The 18,001-nt window shown below is 34.5% G+C and carries 20 protein-coding genes; 9 read left to right on the plus strand and 11 right to left on the minus strand.

Annotated elements, in window-relative coordinates:
* Positions 1–87 precede the first annotated feature (87 nt).
* The 3 genes from MHB74_RS10590 (at position 88) to MHB74_RS10600 (ending at position 2,310) form a co-directional block, all read left to right on the plus strand.
* Positions 88–615 carry a hypothetical protein gene (locus tag MHB74_RS10590; protein ID WP_061678609.1) on the plus strand — a complete coding sequence of 176 codons (528 nt, stop codon included), beginning with the start codon at positions 88–90 and terminating at the stop codon, positions 613–615.
* A 19-nt stretch (positions 616–634) separates the two neighbouring features.
* Positions 635–1,804 (plus strand): DEAD/DEAH box helicase, encoded by a 1,170-nt coding sequence (locus tag MHB74_RS10595; protein ID WP_061678608.1) that lies wholly within the window; start codon positions 635–637, stop codon positions 1,802–1,804.
* A 122-nt stretch (positions 1,805–1,926) separates the two neighbouring features.
* On the plus strand, positions 1,927–2,310 hold the full coding sequence (locus MHB74_RS10600) for a VOC family protein (protein ID WP_061678607.1): 384 nt from the start codon (positions 1,927–1,929) through the stop codon (positions 2,308–2,310).
* A gap of 44 nt (positions 2,311–2,354) precedes the next feature.
* Here MHB74_RS10600 and MHB74_RS10605 read toward each other — a convergent pair whose 3' ends face one another.
* Both MHB74_RS10605 and MHB74_RS10610 read right to left on the minus strand, forming a co-directional pair.
* Complete coding sequence (locus tag MHB74_RS10605) at positions 2,355–2,993, minus strand: zinc dependent phospholipase C family protein (protein ID WP_061678606.1); 639 nt, start codon at positions 2,991–2,993, stop codon at positions 2,355–2,357.
* Between the two features lie 29 nt (positions 2,994–3,022).
* Positions 3,023–4,009 carry a quinone oxidoreductase family protein gene (locus MHB74_RS10610; protein WP_061678605.1) on the minus strand — a complete coding sequence of 329 codons (987 nt, stop codon included), beginning with the start codon at positions 4,007–4,009 and terminating at the stop codon, positions 3,023–3,025.
* A gap of 208 nt (positions 4,010–4,217) precedes the next feature.
* Here MHB74_RS10610 and MHB74_RS10615 point away from each other — a divergent pair, with 208 nt between their 5' ends.
* Positions 4,218–4,796, plus strand: a complete 579-nt coding sequence (locus tag MHB74_RS10615) for a sigma-70 family RNA polymerase sigma factor (RefSeq protein WP_061678604.1) — start codon at positions 4,218–4,220, stop codon at positions 4,794–4,796.
* The gene (locus MHB74_RS10620) at positions 4,793–5,473 is read left to right on the plus strand and encodes a DUF3600 domain-containing protein (RefSeq protein ID WP_061678603.1); all 681 of its coding nucleotides are present in this window, start codon (positions 4,793–4,795) and stop codon (positions 5,471–5,473) included. Before MHB74_RS10615 ends, MHB74_RS10620 begins: the two co-directional genes overlap by 4 nt.
* Positions 5,474–5,516: 43 nt before the next feature.
* Here MHB74_RS10620 and MHB74_RS10625 read toward each other — a convergent pair whose 3' ends face one another.
* The 4 genes from MHB74_RS10625 to MHB74_RS10640 form a co-directional block, all read right to left on the minus strand.
* Complete coding sequence (locus tag MHB74_RS10625) at positions 5,517–5,762, minus strand: hypothetical protein (RefSeq protein ID WP_061678602.1); 246 nt, start codon at positions 5,760–5,762, stop codon at positions 5,517–5,519.
* 193 nt (positions 5,763–5,955) lie between these two features.
* The gene (locus MHB74_RS10630; protein ID WP_061678601.1) at positions 5,956–6,390 is read right to left on the minus strand and encodes a hypothetical protein; all 435 of its coding nucleotides are present in this window, start codon (positions 6,388–6,390) and stop codon (positions 5,956–5,958) included.
* Positions 6,391–6,475: 85 nt separating this feature from the next.
* Positions 6,476–7,447, minus strand: a complete 972-nt coding sequence (locus tag MHB74_RS10635; protein ID WP_061678600.1) for an MBL fold metallo-hydrolase — start codon at positions 7,445–7,447, stop codon at positions 6,476–6,478.
* A 96-nt stretch (positions 7,448–7,543) separates the two neighbouring features.
* On the minus strand, positions 7,544–7,753 hold the full coding sequence (locus MHB74_RS10640) for a DUF3925 family protein (RefSeq protein WP_002127081.1): 210 nt from the start codon (positions 7,751–7,753) through the stop codon (positions 7,544–7,546).
* A 223-nt stretch (positions 7,754–7,976) separates the two neighbouring features.
* Here MHB74_RS10640 and bsaA point away from each other — a divergent pair, with 223 nt between their 5' ends.
* Positions 7,977–8,456 (plus strand): glutathione peroxidase, encoded by a 480-nt coding sequence (gene bsaA, locus MHB74_RS10645; RefSeq protein ID WP_061678599.1) that lies wholly within the window; start codon positions 7,977–7,979, stop codon positions 8,454–8,456.
* Positions 8,457–8,694: 238 nt separating this feature from the next.
* On the opposite strand, the gene MHB74_RS10650 is transcribed toward bsaA, so the two are convergent.
* The 5 genes from MHB74_RS10650 to MHB74_RS10670 form a co-directional block, all read right to left on the minus strand.
* Positions 8,695–10,923, minus strand: coding sequence for a transglutaminase TgpA family protein (locus tag MHB74_RS10650; RefSeq protein ID WP_061678598.1), 2,229 nt, complete (start codon positions 10,921–10,923; stop codon positions 8,695–8,697).
* Positions 10,920–12,134 carry a DUF58 domain-containing protein gene (locus MHB74_RS10655; protein ID WP_061678597.1) on the minus strand — a complete coding sequence of 405 codons (1,215 nt, stop codon included), beginning with the start codon at positions 12,132–12,134 and terminating at the stop codon, positions 10,920–10,922. The genes MHB74_RS10650 and MHB74_RS10655 overlap by 4 nt, the downstream gene beginning before the upstream one ends.
* Positions 12,134–13,096 carry an AAA family ATPase gene (locus MHB74_RS10660; protein ID WP_000553993.1) on the minus strand — a complete coding sequence of 321 codons (963 nt, stop codon included), beginning with the start codon at positions 13,094–13,096 and terminating at the stop codon, positions 12,134–12,136. Before MHB74_RS10660 ends, MHB74_RS10655 begins: the two co-directional genes overlap by 1 nt.
* 379 nt (positions 13,097–13,475) lie before the next feature.
* The gene (ric, locus tag MHB74_RS10665) at positions 13,476–14,183 is read right to left on the minus strand and encodes an iron-sulfur cluster repair di-iron protein (RefSeq protein ID WP_061678596.1); all 708 of its coding nucleotides are present in this window, start codon (positions 14,181–14,183) and stop codon (positions 13,476–13,478) included.
* A 202-nt stretch (positions 14,184–14,385) separates the two neighbouring features.
* Positions 14,386–15,342 (minus strand): excalibur calcium-binding domain-containing protein, encoded by a 957-nt coding sequence (locus tag MHB74_RS10670; RefSeq protein WP_061678595.1) that lies wholly within the window; start codon positions 15,340–15,342, stop codon positions 14,386–14,388.
* 208 nt (positions 15,343–15,550) lie between these two features.
* Between MHB74_RS10670 and exsG the strand changes: the two genes are divergently transcribed.
* The 3 genes from exsG to MHB74_RS10685 all read left to right on the plus strand — a co-directional run bounded on the left by exsG (position 15,551) and on the right by MHB74_RS10685 (position 17,896).
* Positions 15,551–15,703, plus strand: a complete 153-nt coding sequence (exsG, locus tag MHB74_RS10675; protein ID WP_000395675.1) for an exosporium protein ExsG — start codon at positions 15,551–15,553, stop codon at positions 15,701–15,703.
* A 162-nt stretch (positions 15,704–15,865) separates the two neighbouring features.
* Positions 15,866–16,075 carry a hypothetical protein gene (locus MHB74_RS10680; protein WP_061678594.1) on the plus strand — a complete coding sequence of 70 codons (210 nt, stop codon included), beginning with the start codon at positions 15,866–15,868 and terminating at the stop codon, positions 16,073–16,075.
* 237 nt (positions 16,076–16,312) lie between these two features.
* The gene (locus tag MHB74_RS10685; protein WP_374702079.1) at positions 16,313–17,896 is read left to right on the plus strand and encodes an esterase/lipase family protein; all 1,584 of its coding nucleotides are present in this window, start codon (positions 16,313–16,315) and stop codon (positions 17,894–17,896) included.
* Positions 17,897–18,001: the final 105 nt, after the last annotated feature.

The raw sequence follows: 18,001 nt of genomic DNA on the forward strand, positions 1-18,001 counted from the left end.
GTTGTAATTCATCTCGTTTATCTGTAAACTATATATACATCAAGTGGCGCCTTTCCATCGAAAGGCGCCTGTTTTTTGGAGGAAATTATGTTTGATCCAACTGCTTTTGATAATTTAAAAGTAATCGTAGAAGGTGCTGTATATGATTTTGATTTACATGGAGATATTCTTGTAACAGATCGAAAAGATATGATGGACCTTGCCTCATTAAGTCGTATATACAATATTTCATTTCAATTAACAGAGCCGTTCGAACAGTTAGTAGAAGCAACATTTTCACTATCTGTAGATGCAAAGAACTTATCTGGTGAAATATTGGAAGTACCACAATTTACACCAGGTTGTGAAATGAAATTAGCATTTTCATTCCCGATAGAAAAGCCAGAGGTAGTGTGCGAAGAAATTGAAACTTTCATGCATTCTATATGGGGAAAAGAAAGAATGATTACGCAAAAACTTTCATACGAATATAATAAGCAAGCGATTTCATATCATAATAAGGTAGAGGTTCTATTTCAAAAAGCGATTACAGAAGACCATGTTGATGATTTAATAGCTGTTATTTCACACATGATAGAAACGGTGCGAACAATACAACATTTTCTTCAAAAATAGAGATAAAGGAGAAAAACAAATGATAAAAGATATGCAACCATTTTTACAACAAGCTTGGGAGAAGGCTGGTTTTAAAGAATTAACTGAAATTCAAAAACAAGCGATTCCAACTATTTTAGAAGGACAAGACGTTATAGCTGAATCTCCAACTGGAACAGGAAAAACATTAGCGTACTTATTACCCCTTTTACATAAAATTAATCCTGAAGTAAAACAACCACAAGTTGTTGTTTTAGCGCCAACACGTGAGCTTGTTATGCAAATTCACGAAGAGGTTCAAAAGTTTACAGCAGGGACTGAAATTTCAGGTGCATCTTTAATTGGTGGTGCAGATATTAAGCGTCAAGTTGAAAAATTAAAGAAACATCCGAGAGTAATTGTCGGTTCACCAGGACGTATTTTAGAATTAATTCGTATGAAAAAGCTAAAAATGCATGAAGTGAAAACAATTGTATTTGATGAATTTGATCAAATTGTAAAACAAAAGATGATGGGCGCAGTACAAGATGTAATTAAATCAACGATGCGCGACCGTCAATTAGTATTCTTCTCAGCGACAATTACCAAAGCTGCGGAAGACGCGGCACGTGATTTAGCAGTTGAACCACAAGTGGTACGTGTAACACGTGCAGAGTCAAAAAGCTTAGTTGAGCATACGTATATCATTTGTGAGCGACGCGAAAAAAATGATTACGTAAGAAGAATTATGCATATGGGCGATGTAAAAGCAGTTGCTTTCTTAAATGACCCATTCCGTTTAGATGAAATTACTCAGAAATTGCAGTTCCGTAAAATGAAAGCAGCAGCTCTTCATGCAGAAGCAGGTAAGCAAGAGCGTGAAGCAACGATGCGTGCTTTCCGCGGCGGGAAATTAGAAATTCTACTTGCTACTGATATTGCAGCACGCGGTATTGATATTGATGATTTAACACATGTAATCCATTTGGAGTTACCAGACACAGTAGACCAATATATTCACCGCTCAGGACGTACAGGACGTATGGGTAAAGAAGGAACAGTCGTTTCTCTTGTAACACAACAAGAAGAGCGTAAATTACTTCAATTTGCAAAAAAACTAGGTATCGTATTTACGAAGCAAGAAATGTTCAACGGATCATTTGTAGAAACGAAACCAAAAGCACCAAAGAAAAAGAAACCAGCGTTTACTGGGAAGAAAAAGCCTAGATAAAGAATGGGAAAGACGTAACTATTTGTAGTTACGTCTTTTTGATTGTAATTGAATGAAAAAGGAATAATAATAGTACCTGTAGAAACCTACATAGAATATAAAAACCATTAGGGGGAAATACAATGATTCATAAAGTCGGACAAATTATGTTATATGTAAACAATCAAGATGAGGCGGTCAATTTTTGGACTGAAAAGGTAGGGTTTCATGTAGTAGCAGAAGAAGATAATAAGCAAGGAATGAGATGGATTGAAATCGCTCCGAAAAGCGGTGCAGAAACGAGCATTATATTACATAATAAAGAAGTGATTTCTAAGATGAGCCCAGAATTAAATCTTGGTACACCGTCCCTAATGTTCTTCTCAGAAAATCTTGATCAATTATATACAGATTTAAAAAATAAAAATGTTACTGTTGGAGAAATGGTAACTATGCCTTTTGGTAAAGTGTTTAACTTTGCTGATAGTGAAGGGAATTATTTTGCGGTTATGGAAAAGAACAAATAATAATATTGCTATGTGAAAATCCCCCTCAAATATATTGAGGGGGATTACATGTTCGAAGGGGATTTTTCATTAGAGAGTTGATTAATATAAAATACGCCTTTTTCAATAGCTGTCTCAATATAACCAACGATTTGATTAAACGTAAATACTTGTAAGTCTTCATGCAAATGTTGCTCTGGATATAACATATCTTCAAAAAGATACTTTCGAAAAGCTAGTACGTTTTCTTTAGAAACCTCTTCAATATCCATAATGTGAACCTCTTGATTGAGAAGGAAGAAGAGTTGTTGTTCTTTATCGTAATGATGAAGCAACTTTGCATTTAACAATTTAAAATCGTTATAGTACATAGGTGCGATAGTTTCGTCATTTTCTATTCTATTTTTTAGCCAAGGTAGAAAAAAGCCACTTAGCCAATTATCATCGGCAATGAGATGGGTGTAATAACCTAAGAGAAAAGGGGAATCCATATGAACTTTATATTTTTGAAAAAAAGAATTGAAATCTATCCTTCTCGTATAGTTTTTCGTTGTGCCAGCGTAAAAGTGTGAAGCGCCTTTTTCTTCTGCTGAATGAACAGCATCAGGGGCTACACCTCCAAGTATGAAAGAAGTTTTATCTTGAATACATAATTTCTCGGCAATCCTGTTAGCGATAATAGCATGCATAATTCGTGATCCCATGAATGACACCTCGGTTTCAAGTATTCATTTCAGGAAGAGGACTGGACAGTTAGTATTACTTTCCCTGTACTTTTTCTACTTTCGACCCATTCATGTGCTTTCCCTGCATCTTGAAGTGGAAAAGATTTCGTAGCCTTAATTTGCAAACGTTCGTCACGTAAATAACGGAAAACTTTATTTGCAGTTTCTTGGAGTAGTTCGGGACGTTTTTTTCGTGTAGTACCAAAGCTAAAACCGAGTATAGAGCGACAACTTGCGTGTAAATCTTTCGTTTGAAAGTTACCAATTTTACCGCTTGCATTTCCGAAATGAACGAGGCGACCATAATAAGCAAGACATTTTAAACTGTTTTCCGAAACTGTTCCAGAAATAGAATCTAAAATTACATCGACCCCTTCACCATTTGTCAGCTCATTGACTTTCTCTACAAAATCTTCATCTTGATGACAAATAACATAGTCAGCTCCAGCATATAAAGCAATTTCTTTTTTTGCTTCACTTCCGACAGTACCGATGACTTTTCCAGCCCCTAATAGTTTTGCAAGTTGAATCGCTGTAGTGCCAATTCCGCCAGCTGCTGCATGAATGAGTACAGACTCACCTTGTTGAACCCTTGCAACATTTGCGAGTAAATTATAGCTTGTAAAAGATACGATAGGGCAAGCAGCTGCAGTTTGGAAATCAACTTCATCAGGTAATACGAAAGTAAGATTTTCATTTGCAACAACATATTCAGCGTAAGATCCATTTTGAGGAAAAGCGATGACACGCTGTCCAGGATGAATATTCGTAATTTGAGAACCGACACGTTCTACAATACCAGCAGCATCTATACCTGGGATAAAGGGAAATGCTTTATTTCCTTTTTTACCATAACGGGATTTAATATCGGCGAAATTTATACTAGTAGCAACAACGCGAATCAAAACTTGATCCTCTGAAATAGCGGGCATATCCACATCTGTATATTTCATCACTTCAGGACCACCAAACGACGTTACAACGATAGCTTTCATCATATATCCTCCTAAATTTGACTATATAAATCATTTTAAATCTTCATTAGGAATTGGAAAATTATATAATTGTTATGCATGGTTATAAGTGAAGCTTATGAACCCATTGAATTATTATATTAATTTATATGAAAAACTTTTTTGAAAAAATCGAACGAAATATCAATTACTTGCCAATATATAGTGTAAGACAAAGGAGGGATGGTATATGAAGGATGAAACAGTGTATACAGATTTAATCCATTTAACTTTATCAGGCAATAAAGAAGCATATAGCGAGTTGTATGATAAAACGATTCAAGAAGTATATAAAACATCACATTTTTTAATAGATGATAAAACAGATGTAGATGATGTCGTTCAAGAAATATACATACAGCTATATGAATCGCTTCGTAAGTATGATAGCAAGAAACCATTTCGCCCTTGGCTAATTGGACTTGCGATTAAACAAATTCACTCTTATAGAAGAAAGAGGTGGATGCGACTACGAATTATAAAAAAAGCAGAAGAGCAAAGAAAACCAGTGCAAATTGATTTTTCAAACGATGTTGTAAGTAAAATATCAAACCAAAAACTAGTCGAACTCATTCATAAATTACCGTATAAATTGAAACAAGTAATTATTTTAAGATACTTACACGACTACTCACAAGAAGAAGTAGCAAAAATATTACATATTCCACTTGGTACTGTGAAATCTAGAATTCATGCGGCCTTGAGGAAACTACGTCAAAAAGAGCAAGTAGAAGAAATCTTTTTAGGAGAGGTAGGGAATGTGAAATGAGTTTAGATTGTAGAGTTAGAGAATCTATACAAGAAGAAGCGAAGGGGATTGTTGCCCCGCCGGAATTAAAAGAAAAAATAATCATTCAAATAAAAATGAATCGAGGGGGGCGTAAGAGAAAGAAACATCTTATTGCAGGAGTGCTTGCAGCAGCATTTTTAATCCCTACGACGGGTTTTGCGTATCAATCTATTATGGCGGATGGTATATACGGATCTTTTGAGAATTTAAAAAAACATGCCGGAGCGATGACATTAGAAGCGTATATGCGTTTTAATGCAAAGTTATCACAAGCGAAAGATGAAATGGGTGCAAAGGAATATGAAGAGTTTACAAAAGAACTAAAAAAATTAACAAATGCTAAGCTTGAGTACGGAGATTCGAACGGTAATATTGATTACGATCAATTATCACCAGTTAAAAAAGAAGAAATGAAAAAAGTAGAGATGGAGCTTCAGCCATATTTTGATAAATTAAATGGCCATAAATCTAGTAAAGAAGTATTAACTCCTGAAGAGTATGAACAATATATGGAAGCATTAATGTCATATCAAACCGTATTAGTAAAAACGAAATCAAGTGGTGGGATAACAGTAAGCGAAGTACCTGAGGCATACAAAGAAAGATTTATTAAAGCGGAGCAGTTTATGGAGTATGTAGACGAAAAAGTACGATAAGTAGGAAAGCTCATAGCTTTAGCTGTGAGCTTTATTAATTGTATTAACCACCTATTCCTTTTGCTAGCAATAGAAAATATACAACTACTAGTATTACGCCATTTAATGCAGTGCCAACTATTCCGAATAACCAATTTTTTGATGCTATCGCAAAAATAATTCCGAGTAATGAAAGTAAACTTAGTATAGCAATAATTAACGTTAAATTCGCATTGGGTCCTCTTAAAATAAAGAAAGAACATACACTTGCGATAAACGTTAGAAATGAGAAAGCCCCTAATTTATACATAGTAAGTCTCCCTTGGTTAAAATGCATTTTGATTTAATGTACGATTTTCCTTAGTTTAACATAAATTTCCTATTGTGTATTAAATATATGAATAATAAAAAACGAGTAAAAAATCTAAGTGATTTCATACTCGTTTTTGCTATTAATTAATATAAATAAAGCGCAGTAACCAATGACATTTAAAAATTAATCATCAATCATATTTTTTCATAGTTGCAGTATCTTTTTGTATAAAACAATCTAAAAGGGAATAACCAGCTATTAAACTAATTATCGTAACAAAGGTTGTATTTATAAGAATAATATTAGCTAAATAAGGTAGATATTGGCCAAGCGGTGAAAAGAGTAGAGCTGGAGAAAAGGAAATTAATATTGTAGGCACTGTAATTGCGATAAACTTATCTGGTTGAAAGCTCCAGCTTTGTTTATTCGTTTCGCGATTAATCGATTGAAGGAATCGTAATAATATGCCGACTATAAGAGGGAAGAGTGTAAAGTAGAATAATCTTGGATACACGTTAAAGTTTGCCTGCGCATCTGTATCTAAATAAAATTGAATTTTCACTCCGACAAATAATAATAAGACGATAAATAATGTAAAACAGAGGTATAACATCAATTTTTGCATTGCATTCCACCATCCTTTATTAAAGATATATTCAAAGAAAAAAGAGATATACAATAACTACTGTTGTATATCTCTTCTTTTACGGTTAGTTAATAGTGGAGTTTGTTTTTTCTTGCTTCGTGAAATAATCAATAATGCCCATCGCGCTAATTTCTATGTCTAGATGTAAAATGTTATAAACAGAATGATCTGATGGAACGTTTAACTTTGTAAGGTGGGAAGAGATCTTATCCATTAATACAGTTTGTAAAGCTTTAGTCGCTTCATCGAAATCATTATACTGTTCAAAGACCTCTTTACCAGTATGAACGAAAATAGGTAGCCAATGTTCAAGCTGGTTATATACTTCTGTAACATTGGATGATGCACCGTAATGACCGAAATAAATAGTATCTACATTCATACTTTGAATGTGATTTTTAGAAGCAATCATCGCATCTGGTTCGAATTGTGAAGGAGATGTTGATGGGAGATATAGTTCTATACCAACGTCTGCGAGTTCTCTATAGTAAATGCCAATTGTATCGCCAGTAAAAATGCCGTTTGTTAATGAATCGTGAATGCTAATATGGTGTTTAGCATGTCCCGGTGTATCGTAAAATGTAAGTGTACGGTCTTCGGCAATTTGTAATGTATCACCATGTTGTACAATACGAACACGTTCTTCTTCTATAGGAAGAATGGGATCAAACAGTTTATCGAAATCTTCTTTGTATACGGCTTTTGCGCCTAAAATGAGTTTTGTTGGATCAATCATATGACGAGCACCGCGAGAATGCACATATAAAGTAGCATTTGGGCACCTTTCCATCATTAAACCAGCAGCCCCGGCGTGATCTAAATGAACATGTGTTACGATAATGTTTTTTACATTGTCTAAATCAATATGTAATTGTTGTAAGCCGTCTAAAATATACGGAAGAGAAGGGGCTGCACAAGTTTCAATTAAAGTAATATCGTCACCTAATAAAACGTACGTACCAGTTCGTTCATTATGTTGTAAATCGAAATCATCAATAAGATATAGGTGAGAAGATAATTGCTCTACTTTTTTCATCATTACCACTCCTTATTTACTGTATGTTTCTATTATACGCTAAAATAGAAAAAAGGCAGAAAACGAAAGCTCGTCTTCTGCCTTTTTAAAGTGTTATTATTTCGTTTGTTCTTTATTGATAGACATAACGAATAGTCCAACTATGCCACCAACGATTGGCAGCATAATCTCTCCTGCTAAATTAAAGTAGGAGCTTAAAAATAAACCATTAACATCGATTACCCAGCCGATCACATACAATAACATCATATATAGTACGAAATAAAACTCGCGATTTGAAATCGTTTCATGTTGTGCAGTTTTCATAATGAACACCATCCTTTTCTTTTATAATGGAATATAAACTGTCACAGTTTGTTCACAATTCAATTGTAAAACTTTCCAACATAAAAGTCTAGTAGTTTGTGTCGAATTTCCGAACAGAAATAAAGCGCTGTCATTTTGGAGGAGAATACGTAATAAGAGCTGTATATTCACGAATGTAGTATAGTATAAACATAGAATGATAGTGAAGAGAGGGGCAAGGACCATGACAGTTTATGATTTTTCAGCTAAAACGATAACAGGAGAAGATAAGTCGTTAAAAGATTACGAAGGAAAAGCGCTTCTTATTGTAAATGTAGCTAGCAAGTGTGGTTTTACACCGCAATATAAAGGGTTACAAGAAGTATATGATAAATATAAAGACCAAGGACTAGAAATACTCGGTTTCCCTTGTAATCAATTCGGAGGACAAGAACCAGGTACAGAAGCAGATATTACTAGTTTTTGTGAGTTAAACTACGGTGTGAATTTCCCGATGTTTGCAAAGGTTGATGTGAAAGGTGATAAGGCACATCCGCTTTATACATACATGACAGAACAAGCACCAGGTTTACTCGGTATGAAAGCAGTGAAATGGAACTTTACGAAGTTTCTAATCGGAAAAGACGGGAAAGTAGTAGGGCGTTTTGCGCCGCAAACGAAGCCGGTGGATTTAGAGGCTGAGATTGAGAAGGTACTTGGGTAATAACTAGAAGATTCACTTTATCCCGCATTAACGGGCAGTAAGACCCCCAGCTCAAAATTCAGTGAAAGCAAAGAAGTTAGGTGGGGGATCAACTGCCCGTAAAAGCCCGATTGGTTCAACTAATAATCAGTGGGGGATGAACAAAACCCCCACTGATTAAAGTTTCACTTTATTAAAAAAAGCCTCAAAGAACAATGTTGTTCTTTGAGGCTTTTTCTTTTAATTCACATTATCAAGATTAAATCGCTGAATGGAAGTCATTTGATTTAGGCGGAGAAGCTGCTTTTTTCATAAGCACTTCCCATAAGTGTACGGATTTTTTCCATTCTACTGCAGCCTGTCCCTTTTGATACATAGCGTTCTCATAACTGAAAGTAAGTTGTTGCATATCATTCGAGTTGTAAAGTGTATCGATGTGGAGAGCATATTCTCGGAATGTTTGACTTTCACCTCGTCGTATACCGATTCGCGCAAATTGTTTTAAAAGTGCGCCATAAGCTTTGCTATAAACAGCATCATCTTTTCGGTATTTATAGAAAAGAATGATAAAAAATGTAATCCATTTCATTCTAGTAGCGAAGAGAGTGTATCCTATAATACTAATTAGTATCGAAGAGAGGAATAGGTACCACCAAGAAAATCCATTTTTAGCATTTGTAATCTTTTTAGTAGGAGCTTCTTCTGTATCCTCTATTAAACTTTTGAGCTTTGCTTCATTGTTTCTTTGTTGCATTTGCGCGTTTTGAGAATTAGTTTCTTCACTATTTTGTATAGTAGGAGCAGGCGTATTATTTGTGAAATTATAGGGATTAGTAAATCCTTTTGTTGGTTCGAATGGAATCCATCCGTATCCAGGGAAATATACTTCGACCCAAGAGTGTGCGTTATCGTTCGCGATTTTATAAACATCCTCACCTTCTGCAGAGGCAAGCGTATTATCAAGAGTTCCTTCCGTGTACCCTTTTACCCAGCGAGCGGGAATCCCAGCAGAACGAAGTAACACGATCATAGATGTTGAGAAATTATTACAGTAGCCGCTTTTTGTATCAAAAAGAAATTGATCTACATAATCTTGTTTTTTGGCAGGGAACGACACATTCGTTGTTTCATATACGAAAGAATGGTCGGTAAAGTAGTTTTCAATAGCTAATACTTTCTCATATCGGTTGTCTTTATCATTTGTTAGATTAGCAGCTAAGTCTTTTACTCGCTGCGGTAATGATTCGGGCAGTTGCGTGTACTTTGTCATGAAGTAAGGATTTGTTTCTTGGCCTTCATTCGTTTTTACAGCTTTCAATTTTTCTATGGAAAACTCGGGGACCTCATACGTTACTTTATATGAATGTAAAGTAGTGGAGGAGTCTCCGTCCATCGTATAGATTTTTTCAGAAAATGGATCAACGCTGTATGATGCATCTGAAGAAGCCTCAACAGATACTAATCCCGCTGGATAGGTAAGGTGAGGATAACTTTTTTGCATGTTGATTGTTGCCCCTGTTGTCTCCGTTTTTGTATTTTGTTCGTACCAGCTCAAGACGTCGTTTTTATTTTTAAAAGAAACCTTTTTTTGATTTTCAGAAACCTCCCATCCTTTTCCGGTATAAAAATCTTTCGTTTCGACTCTCCAATATTGTTTGTTTTGCGTTTGTGCTGTGAAAACAATTGTAGGATCAGCCTTAAAAGGACCACCTAATCTCGAGTCATCTAAACCATACCCAATTTTAGAAACTTCTTGCTGTTTACTTGCTTCGGATGTGTTGAATTTTAAAAAATCCATTGGGTTGGGCCATTGAGGACCAAATTTTGGTGCGAAGTATGCGATGGTTGCTGACAATACAATAAACACTGTAAGAGGTCTAAGTAATTTTGAGATTTCTCTAGCATAATTTTGTAAGTGTTCCATCTCTTTTATTCGTTCTATGCGAAGAAGGCTAAGCATAAAAAAGCCGATGACAACAGTACGAATAATAGCGAAGTTTGCATCGTATAAATGTAAGTTATGAAAAACGGTGATATAAATAATAGTCAATATAAGAAATAACAACCCACGTTTTTTATGAATCATCCAAAAAGAAATGAAAGCACTCAAAAACCAAAATGATAAAAAAAATAAAAGTGTTGGAAAAACTGGAGAGATATCTAGTAAATTTCCCTGAAATAACAGGGAGGAATTTAGAGAAATATCAGTGAAAAATTTCGTTAGCCAAGATGGATTTATAAAAGCATTTTTATAATATAGGAAATGAATGATGAATAAAATCGTGATGATCTTTATTGGAATCTGCCACTTTGTTTGAAAAAAAGAGAGAGTGAAGCAAATCCCTATAAATATTACAAAAATATCTAATCTACCTACGTTTGTAATACCTATGAGGGGTCTTAGCCATTCTAGTAAAAATAGAAATGCGCATGCATGCATGAAAAATCTGTTCATATCCCATTGTTTTTTTGTTTGTAATGTTATCATTTGCTCACCTCAAAAAATACGTTTGTATAGTGGTTTTCATAAACCGCTTTTACAAATATTTTTCGTTTTTGTAGAGTTTCTAGAATACTGAGTTCTCGATGTGAGAGTTGATTTGCTTTTTCTTTTACGACAAACACCATTAATTTTCTATTTTTAATAGCAGCAAAGTCAGCCGCCTTTTGAATATCGGGAGAAAGATCGCTTGTTACGAGTATAATCGTGACGGGCTCATAAATTTTTCTTAATTCCATTTCTACACTCCGGGAGAGCGGGAATGCACTGTCCGCTTGTACTTTCGCTAAATGACAAAAGATTTGATGCAACTGACTATCTCCATTGTCTAAAGGGAAAAAAGTTCGTTCTTTTCCGACAGATACGAATGACGCTGGTGAATTTTGCTTCAAGACAGACCTGACAATAGAGGCGGTAAATGTGACGACTGATTCGAATAGAGGGGATGGGGTTCTGTCCATGAATATCATAATATTATGGCTGCGCTGTTGTTCAAACTCTTTCGTCATAATGTTGTTTGTTCGGGCAGTTGCTTTCCAATCAATCCATGAAAAGCGGTCACCAGGTTTATAGTCTCTCACACCGACAGAAATGGTAGAGTCTTTTACTAAATTTATATTTGCTGAAAGTGCTCCTTGTTCGAAATGATTTTCCATTTGTCGATATGTTATATCTACATACTGGGGATAGACTAAAAATGTATCTGGAACTGAAAAAGTTATTTCTTTCTCCATCATACCGAATAAATCACCAGTTTTGACACGTACGCTTGAAAAAGAGTGCTCTCCTCTAGGAATTTTATCAATTGCATATTGAAACGAAATATTTCGTTTCAATCCTGGAAAGAGTATTACCTTATTCATCTTTATTTGTTTACAATTTGTAAATTGTGATGGCAGTACATCTTCTATAATTAAATAAAGTAAGGGAAAAGGAAAACTTCTTTTTATTGTAATCGTACTTAAAAATGGTTCTCCTGCTACATATTCGTCTTGATTTGTTATTCGTTTTACCTCGGCGTTCCGTAAAGCATAGAAGGGAAGCAGTAGTGAATAAAGTCCAATAGGAATCATACTGTAAAACAAAAACCAACTTACAAATCCTCCTTGAAGCATAGCGTATACAAATGTTAAGACTAGGCATAACGGAATGAGTGATAACTTAGTAAAATGATAGAGTGCTCGTAGTATCCGTTTCATCAAAGGTTCATCTTCCTTTGAGTAGGTACGGTAGTTCGCGCAACGATTTTTGTGATAACTTGTTCTCCTGTAATTCCTTCAAATTTTGCTTCCATTTTTAGAATGAGTCTGTGAGCTAATACGTAAGGAGCTAAAAATTTAACATCGTCTGGAATAACATAATTTCTGCCATGGATGAATGCATATGCTTGTGAAGCTTTCATTAAAGCAATCGAGCCACGTGGACTTGCACCAAGCTGTATAGAACTATAAGAACGAGTCTGACTAACAAGCTTTACAATGTAATGCTTGATTGCTTTGTCCATACTTATTTCCCGTACGCTCTGTTGTAAATAAAGTAATTCTTCTATTGTAGTAATAGCTTGTAAATGGGAGAGGGGATTTGTTTTTTCCATCCTGTTTAAAATTTCAAATTCTTCTTCTTGTGTAGGATATCCCATTTTTAGTTTCAATAAGAAACGATCGAGCTGTGCTTCTGGTAAAGGATACGTTCCTTCATATTCGACCGGATTCTGTGTAGCCATTACAAAGAACGGTTTTGGTAACGGTCTTGTCCTGCCATCTATTGTAATATTGCCTTCTTCCATACTTTCAAGTAAGGCAGATTGTGTTTTGGGAGATGTACGATTAATTTCATCAGCAAGTATAAAATTCCCCATAATTGGTCCAGGTTTGAACTCAAATTGGAGCTCTTTCGGATTATAAATAGAAACACCTGTTACATCTGACGGCAGTAAATCAGGTGTAAATTGAATGCGCTTGTAATCAGCATCAATAGATTTAGAAAGAGCACGTACTAACATTGTTTTCCCAACGCCAGGAACATCTTCTAATAGTACATGACCTTCCGCTAACAGAGCTGTCAAAGCTAAGATCGTTTCTTTTCGCTTTCCGACCATTAACTTTTCAATATTATTAATTATTTTTTCTATAATGGGATGTAATGAATCAAGCTGGTGCATCGTAATCCTCCTAATGTTATTATCGTTTTTTAATCTATTTAGTGGAAAATAGAGTTTATCTTTAATTCTAAGAATATTCAGATTATTTATCTGATTACATCTAGTATAATTGTTTCCGTAACTTAGAGCAATATGGTAAATAATGATTTGTAGTTTTATATGAAAAGAGAAGCGAATAGAATAGGAAGCTTGGTTATATGGGTAGGGAGAGTTGAGAAGTATAAATATTTTTCACACAATGAAAAAGAGGGACATGAGTATTGCTACTCATGTCCTACGACTTATTTATTCGGGGAGTAAAACTTTCACCTCAAAACTCGGCTGGAGCAAAGAAGTTAAGTGTGGGATGAACAAAACCGCCACTCATTATAGCTTCACTTTATGCTCTCGTAATGGCACGTGGAAATAAAATATTATTTTCTAAATGAATATGCTCAAATAAATCAGACTCTATAGCTTCAAGACGTTGATACACAAGTCGATAAGTGCCGCAAGCTCCTTCTGGAGGAGTAAAGTCATTTGTCACTTTACGAATCTCTTTTATAATATTTCCGGCATGATTGTGTTCATTTTCTAGTTCATCTACTACTTTACGTAATTTTGTATAGTTTTCATCGGTTGGATTTTGTTCAAATTCTAAAATTAATGGGAAATCTTCCGTTTCTTCTTTAATTAAATGCTGTTCTAATTCCATTTTAAGTTCATGAAATAGCTTATGAATTTGAGCTAAATGAGGCTGATTCGCTCCATGAACGCGTAAGACTTTCGCCACATATGGACTCAACTGTGGTAACTCTTCATTTAAATAACGATGATGCTTATGAATTACATAATCAATCAATTCACGATAAGAAGCATTTTTCCAATCAATTTCAGATTCATTTAATCGTTTCGTATTATGATAAAGCGTATTTAACTCTGTAATTACTTCAGAAGCTGATAAATTTCTTTCATGAATTGCATCAATAAGTGGCTTATTACCGCCACAACAAAAATCTATTCTATACGATTTAAAAAGATCACTAGCTTTCGGGAACTGTGTAACAATCTCACCAACAATTGAAGTTTCAGTAAATGTATGTTCCATATGAATGCCTCCATAAAGTTTTAATATAGTATCTAAATTAAGAATAGCGATAAATGAAAATCAATGTGGTGATTGAAATCACTTATAGTGTGTCAGTTTTGAGAATAATAAAATGAGTTTTATAAAAGGAAGAGAGAGGAGATAATTAGTCGCAATACTATGTAATAACAAAGAAGCTTACTAGAAGCTTCTTTGTTCATTACTATTTTTCACATGCAATTCCATCGCCATCACGATCGAGATGAGAGCTATATCCTGGTTGATCTCTATATAATGGAGCTTTTCCTGCAGCTCTAACTGCAGCACAATTTTTGTAGTATGTATTACTAGTATTTCCAGAAGCTGGTTGTGTTTGAGCTGGTTGTGCTTTTTTCTGCTCTTCTTGTTGTTTACGAGCTTGCTCACCGGCCTGTCGTTTTTGCTCTTCTTGTTGTTTGCGAGCTTGTTCATCAGCCTGTCGTTTTTGCTCTTCTTGTTGTTTGCGAGCTTGTTCATCAGCCTGTCGTTTTTGCTCTTCTTGTTGTTTACGAGCCTGTTCATCAGCTAGATGTTTTTGTTCTTCTTGTTGTTTACGAGCCTGTTCATCCGCTAGACGTTTTTGCTCTTCTTGTTGTTTACGAGCTTGCTCATCGGCTTGGCGTTTTTCATCCTCTTGCTTACGAGCTTGTTCATCCGCTAGACGCTTCTCATCTTCTTGCTTTTGAGTTTTTTCGTCCGCTTCTTTCTTTTCTAGTTCTTTTTTCTTCTCGTTCTCTTTTTGTTCTGCATTGTTAGAAGAAACTTTTTTACTAGCTGCTGTCGTTTTTTCAGAAGTAGGGTTTGAAATACTTGATAATGTAACAAAAATGACAAATAAAATAGCAGTGATAATAAATTGTTTTTTTGCTACACCCGTCTTTTTAATTACAGATAAGATTGCTAAAACAAGGAAAAAAATAAATAAAATTAAACTTAAAGTAGCAAAAAAATCGATGACTGGGTGTTCAGATTTTGTAGTGCCCATTCCTGTTAAGAGAATTGAAATCATAAAAAGAATAACGGTAGGACGACCGTATTGTTTTGTTTTTCCATTTTTCTTAAAGAATGAAATGATACATAAAATCAAAAGAATAAAAGCAATAAAAAATAAAGCTGCACCAATATTACTCAAAATCGCCATTTTTATACCTCCATTTGTAAGATTTTCACTATTGATTATATAGGAACTTATTGGTAATTACACGTTTTATATAAATTTAGAAAATTAGTATTTTTAATAGACTTATAAACAATTATTTTGTATATAAGGAAAAATGGATGTATTTCCTATTACGTTTTTAACGATATTTCATAAAGTATAGTATATCGATTGAAAGGAGGAGATTTGAATGGAATTTCAATTGTTAGTGAATTGTGTGTTACAAGAAGGTAATGCTTACTTTTTAGTAACGAAAGTAGACGATGTAATTACTTTGAAAGTACCGATTACAGCAGGAGTAGCAGGTTTATTCTTAGCTTTCGGTGTACCAAGATGTTCTTAATTTAAATCTCTACAGTAGAAAGAGGAGGACAAGCCTCTTTCTACTGGTACATAATAATTTTATGTAAACTAAAATTATGTTTTATTAATAGCACATTTAAAATGGACATGCATATACTATAATGTTTTTTAAGTTATGAAAATTAAAGAGGTGCTATTATATATGAAAAGAAGAACATTCGATATTCCAGTTACATTGCGAAGAGAGTGGTTTTTAATAGAATTAGCCCATTTAACGAAAAAATATGGAATTGAAATTGCAACTAACAAAATGGAAACTGCACCGTTTTTAAGAGATCAAGTTACGGAATCGAAAATAGGGTCAGGGCTCCAATATGATAAATATGATGATGAGTATATCATTGATTTATAAGAAAGAAGCTGCGTATAAAAGGTTATGGTATAAACCTTTTATACGCAGCTTTTTTAGTTAGAAATATATTGAGAAATTTTTAATGAGCTTAATAGGAAAAGGAATGAATACAAGTTGAGAGAATATCGTTTCATAAGAAAGGACAGTTACTATTTATCCACCTATAAAATAACTAGAGTAAAAATAGTACTTCCTTTCAAAAAAGGGGGAATGTTAATGAGGATTTTGAAAAGGTGTATGTTATTACTTCTCGCATTTTTTATTATGACTCCGATGGCTGTTAGTACAAAGGTAGAGGCGGAGGAAGTAAAAGAAATTAAAACAGGATTTCCAGATAAAGAAGTAGCTACACCTGGAGAATGGTTTTTAGGTCAAAAACCTGCAAATTATGATGAGAATAAACCTCCAATTCTTTTTGTACAAGGAAGGAATGGGAATGCTGATAGTTGGTATGGAAAGACAGTGTATCATGATATAAATGATATGTATGATTATGCTTTGAAAGCAGGCTATCAAACAGTATTTATACAATTATATGATGCTGCTGGAAAAGGCTCAGCTAGTCAGTGGGACAACGGAAAATTGTTAGCACAAAAATTAGAAGAAATATATAATCATTTCGGTAAAAAAGTTAATATTGTAGCACATAGTAAAGGCGGTATCGATACACAGGCTGCATTAGTAGGATATGGCGCAAATCGATTTGTCGGAAATGTTATTACGCTTGCGACGCCACATCATGGATCAAACTTGGCGGATTTATCATATAGTTGGTGGGCGGGATGGCTTGCTTCTATATTAGGTCAAAAAGATGATGGTACGTATTCATTACAAATGGGGGAAATGGCAAAATTTCGTTCAACGATTGATAATAATCCAGCAGCTAAATTAAACCGTTACTATACGGCTACCGGGACTAGCTGGGGACCAGTATTTTCTGCTTTATCTATGGGCGGGCTCTATTTGTCATCATACGGTTCAAATGATGGATTAGTAAATGAGTGGAGTGCTAAGTTACCGTATGGAACGCATTTATTTACAGATTCCAAATTTGATCATGATAATATACGAAAAGGATCTGCTGTTTTCTCTCGAATTGAACCATATTTACGTACATCAAATGTAGCTGTACCAGCTTTAGTAGCATCCAGCACTAGTTCAAATGAAAATATAGAACAATTAAATACAACTTCAAATCAAAACATACTAGGAGGAGAATTGCCACAAAATCAGTGGATAGAGCAAACTGTTGCGGTGGATAAAAAAGCTGAAGGAATCGTTTCTATCTTAACAGCGTCTTCTGATGTAGAAGTGCAAATGATATCTCCAAAAGGAAAAATGTATACAAATAAAGATAGCGTTATAACTGCTGGTGAAGGTGAATCTTTCTTTAATGGTGCAACAATTAGAACATTTAAATTTGATAAAATGGATGTAGGAGAATGGAAAGTTAAAATGATGGCGAAGCAGTCGAAAGATGCATATTTAGTTGTGAGCGATTACAATAGTGGTGCGCCATTTGTTCTCCAAATGCCTACAAAAGTTAAAGTGAATAAATCTGAGTATAAACTGAAAAAATCACCTGTGGCGCCTGAAATGAAAGGGGATCTTTCCATAACAGTAAGAGTAGTTAATAAAGAAGGAAAACTAGTCTCTGAATATAATGAATTACAAAATGTTAATAATACTACATTTTCTGGTGCTTTAAAGGACATAAAGCAACCAGGAGTATACAACGTTACGATGGATATAAAAGGGATGAATAAAGAAGGACAACCATACAATCGTACAATTGTTAAGTCGGTTTATGTGGAGAAGTAAGAAAGAATGAGGGGTTTTAATATAAAAAGTACCGAACTTTTGTAATAGAAAAGTTCGGTACTTTTTTCATGTTATTAGATTAACAGAAAAGCATAATGGGAATCA

This window comes from Bacillus sp. FSL K6-0069 (assembly GCF_038007785.1).
Lineage (GTDB): Bacteria > Bacillota > Bacilli > Bacillales > Bacillaceae_G > Bacillus_A > Bacillus_A mobilis.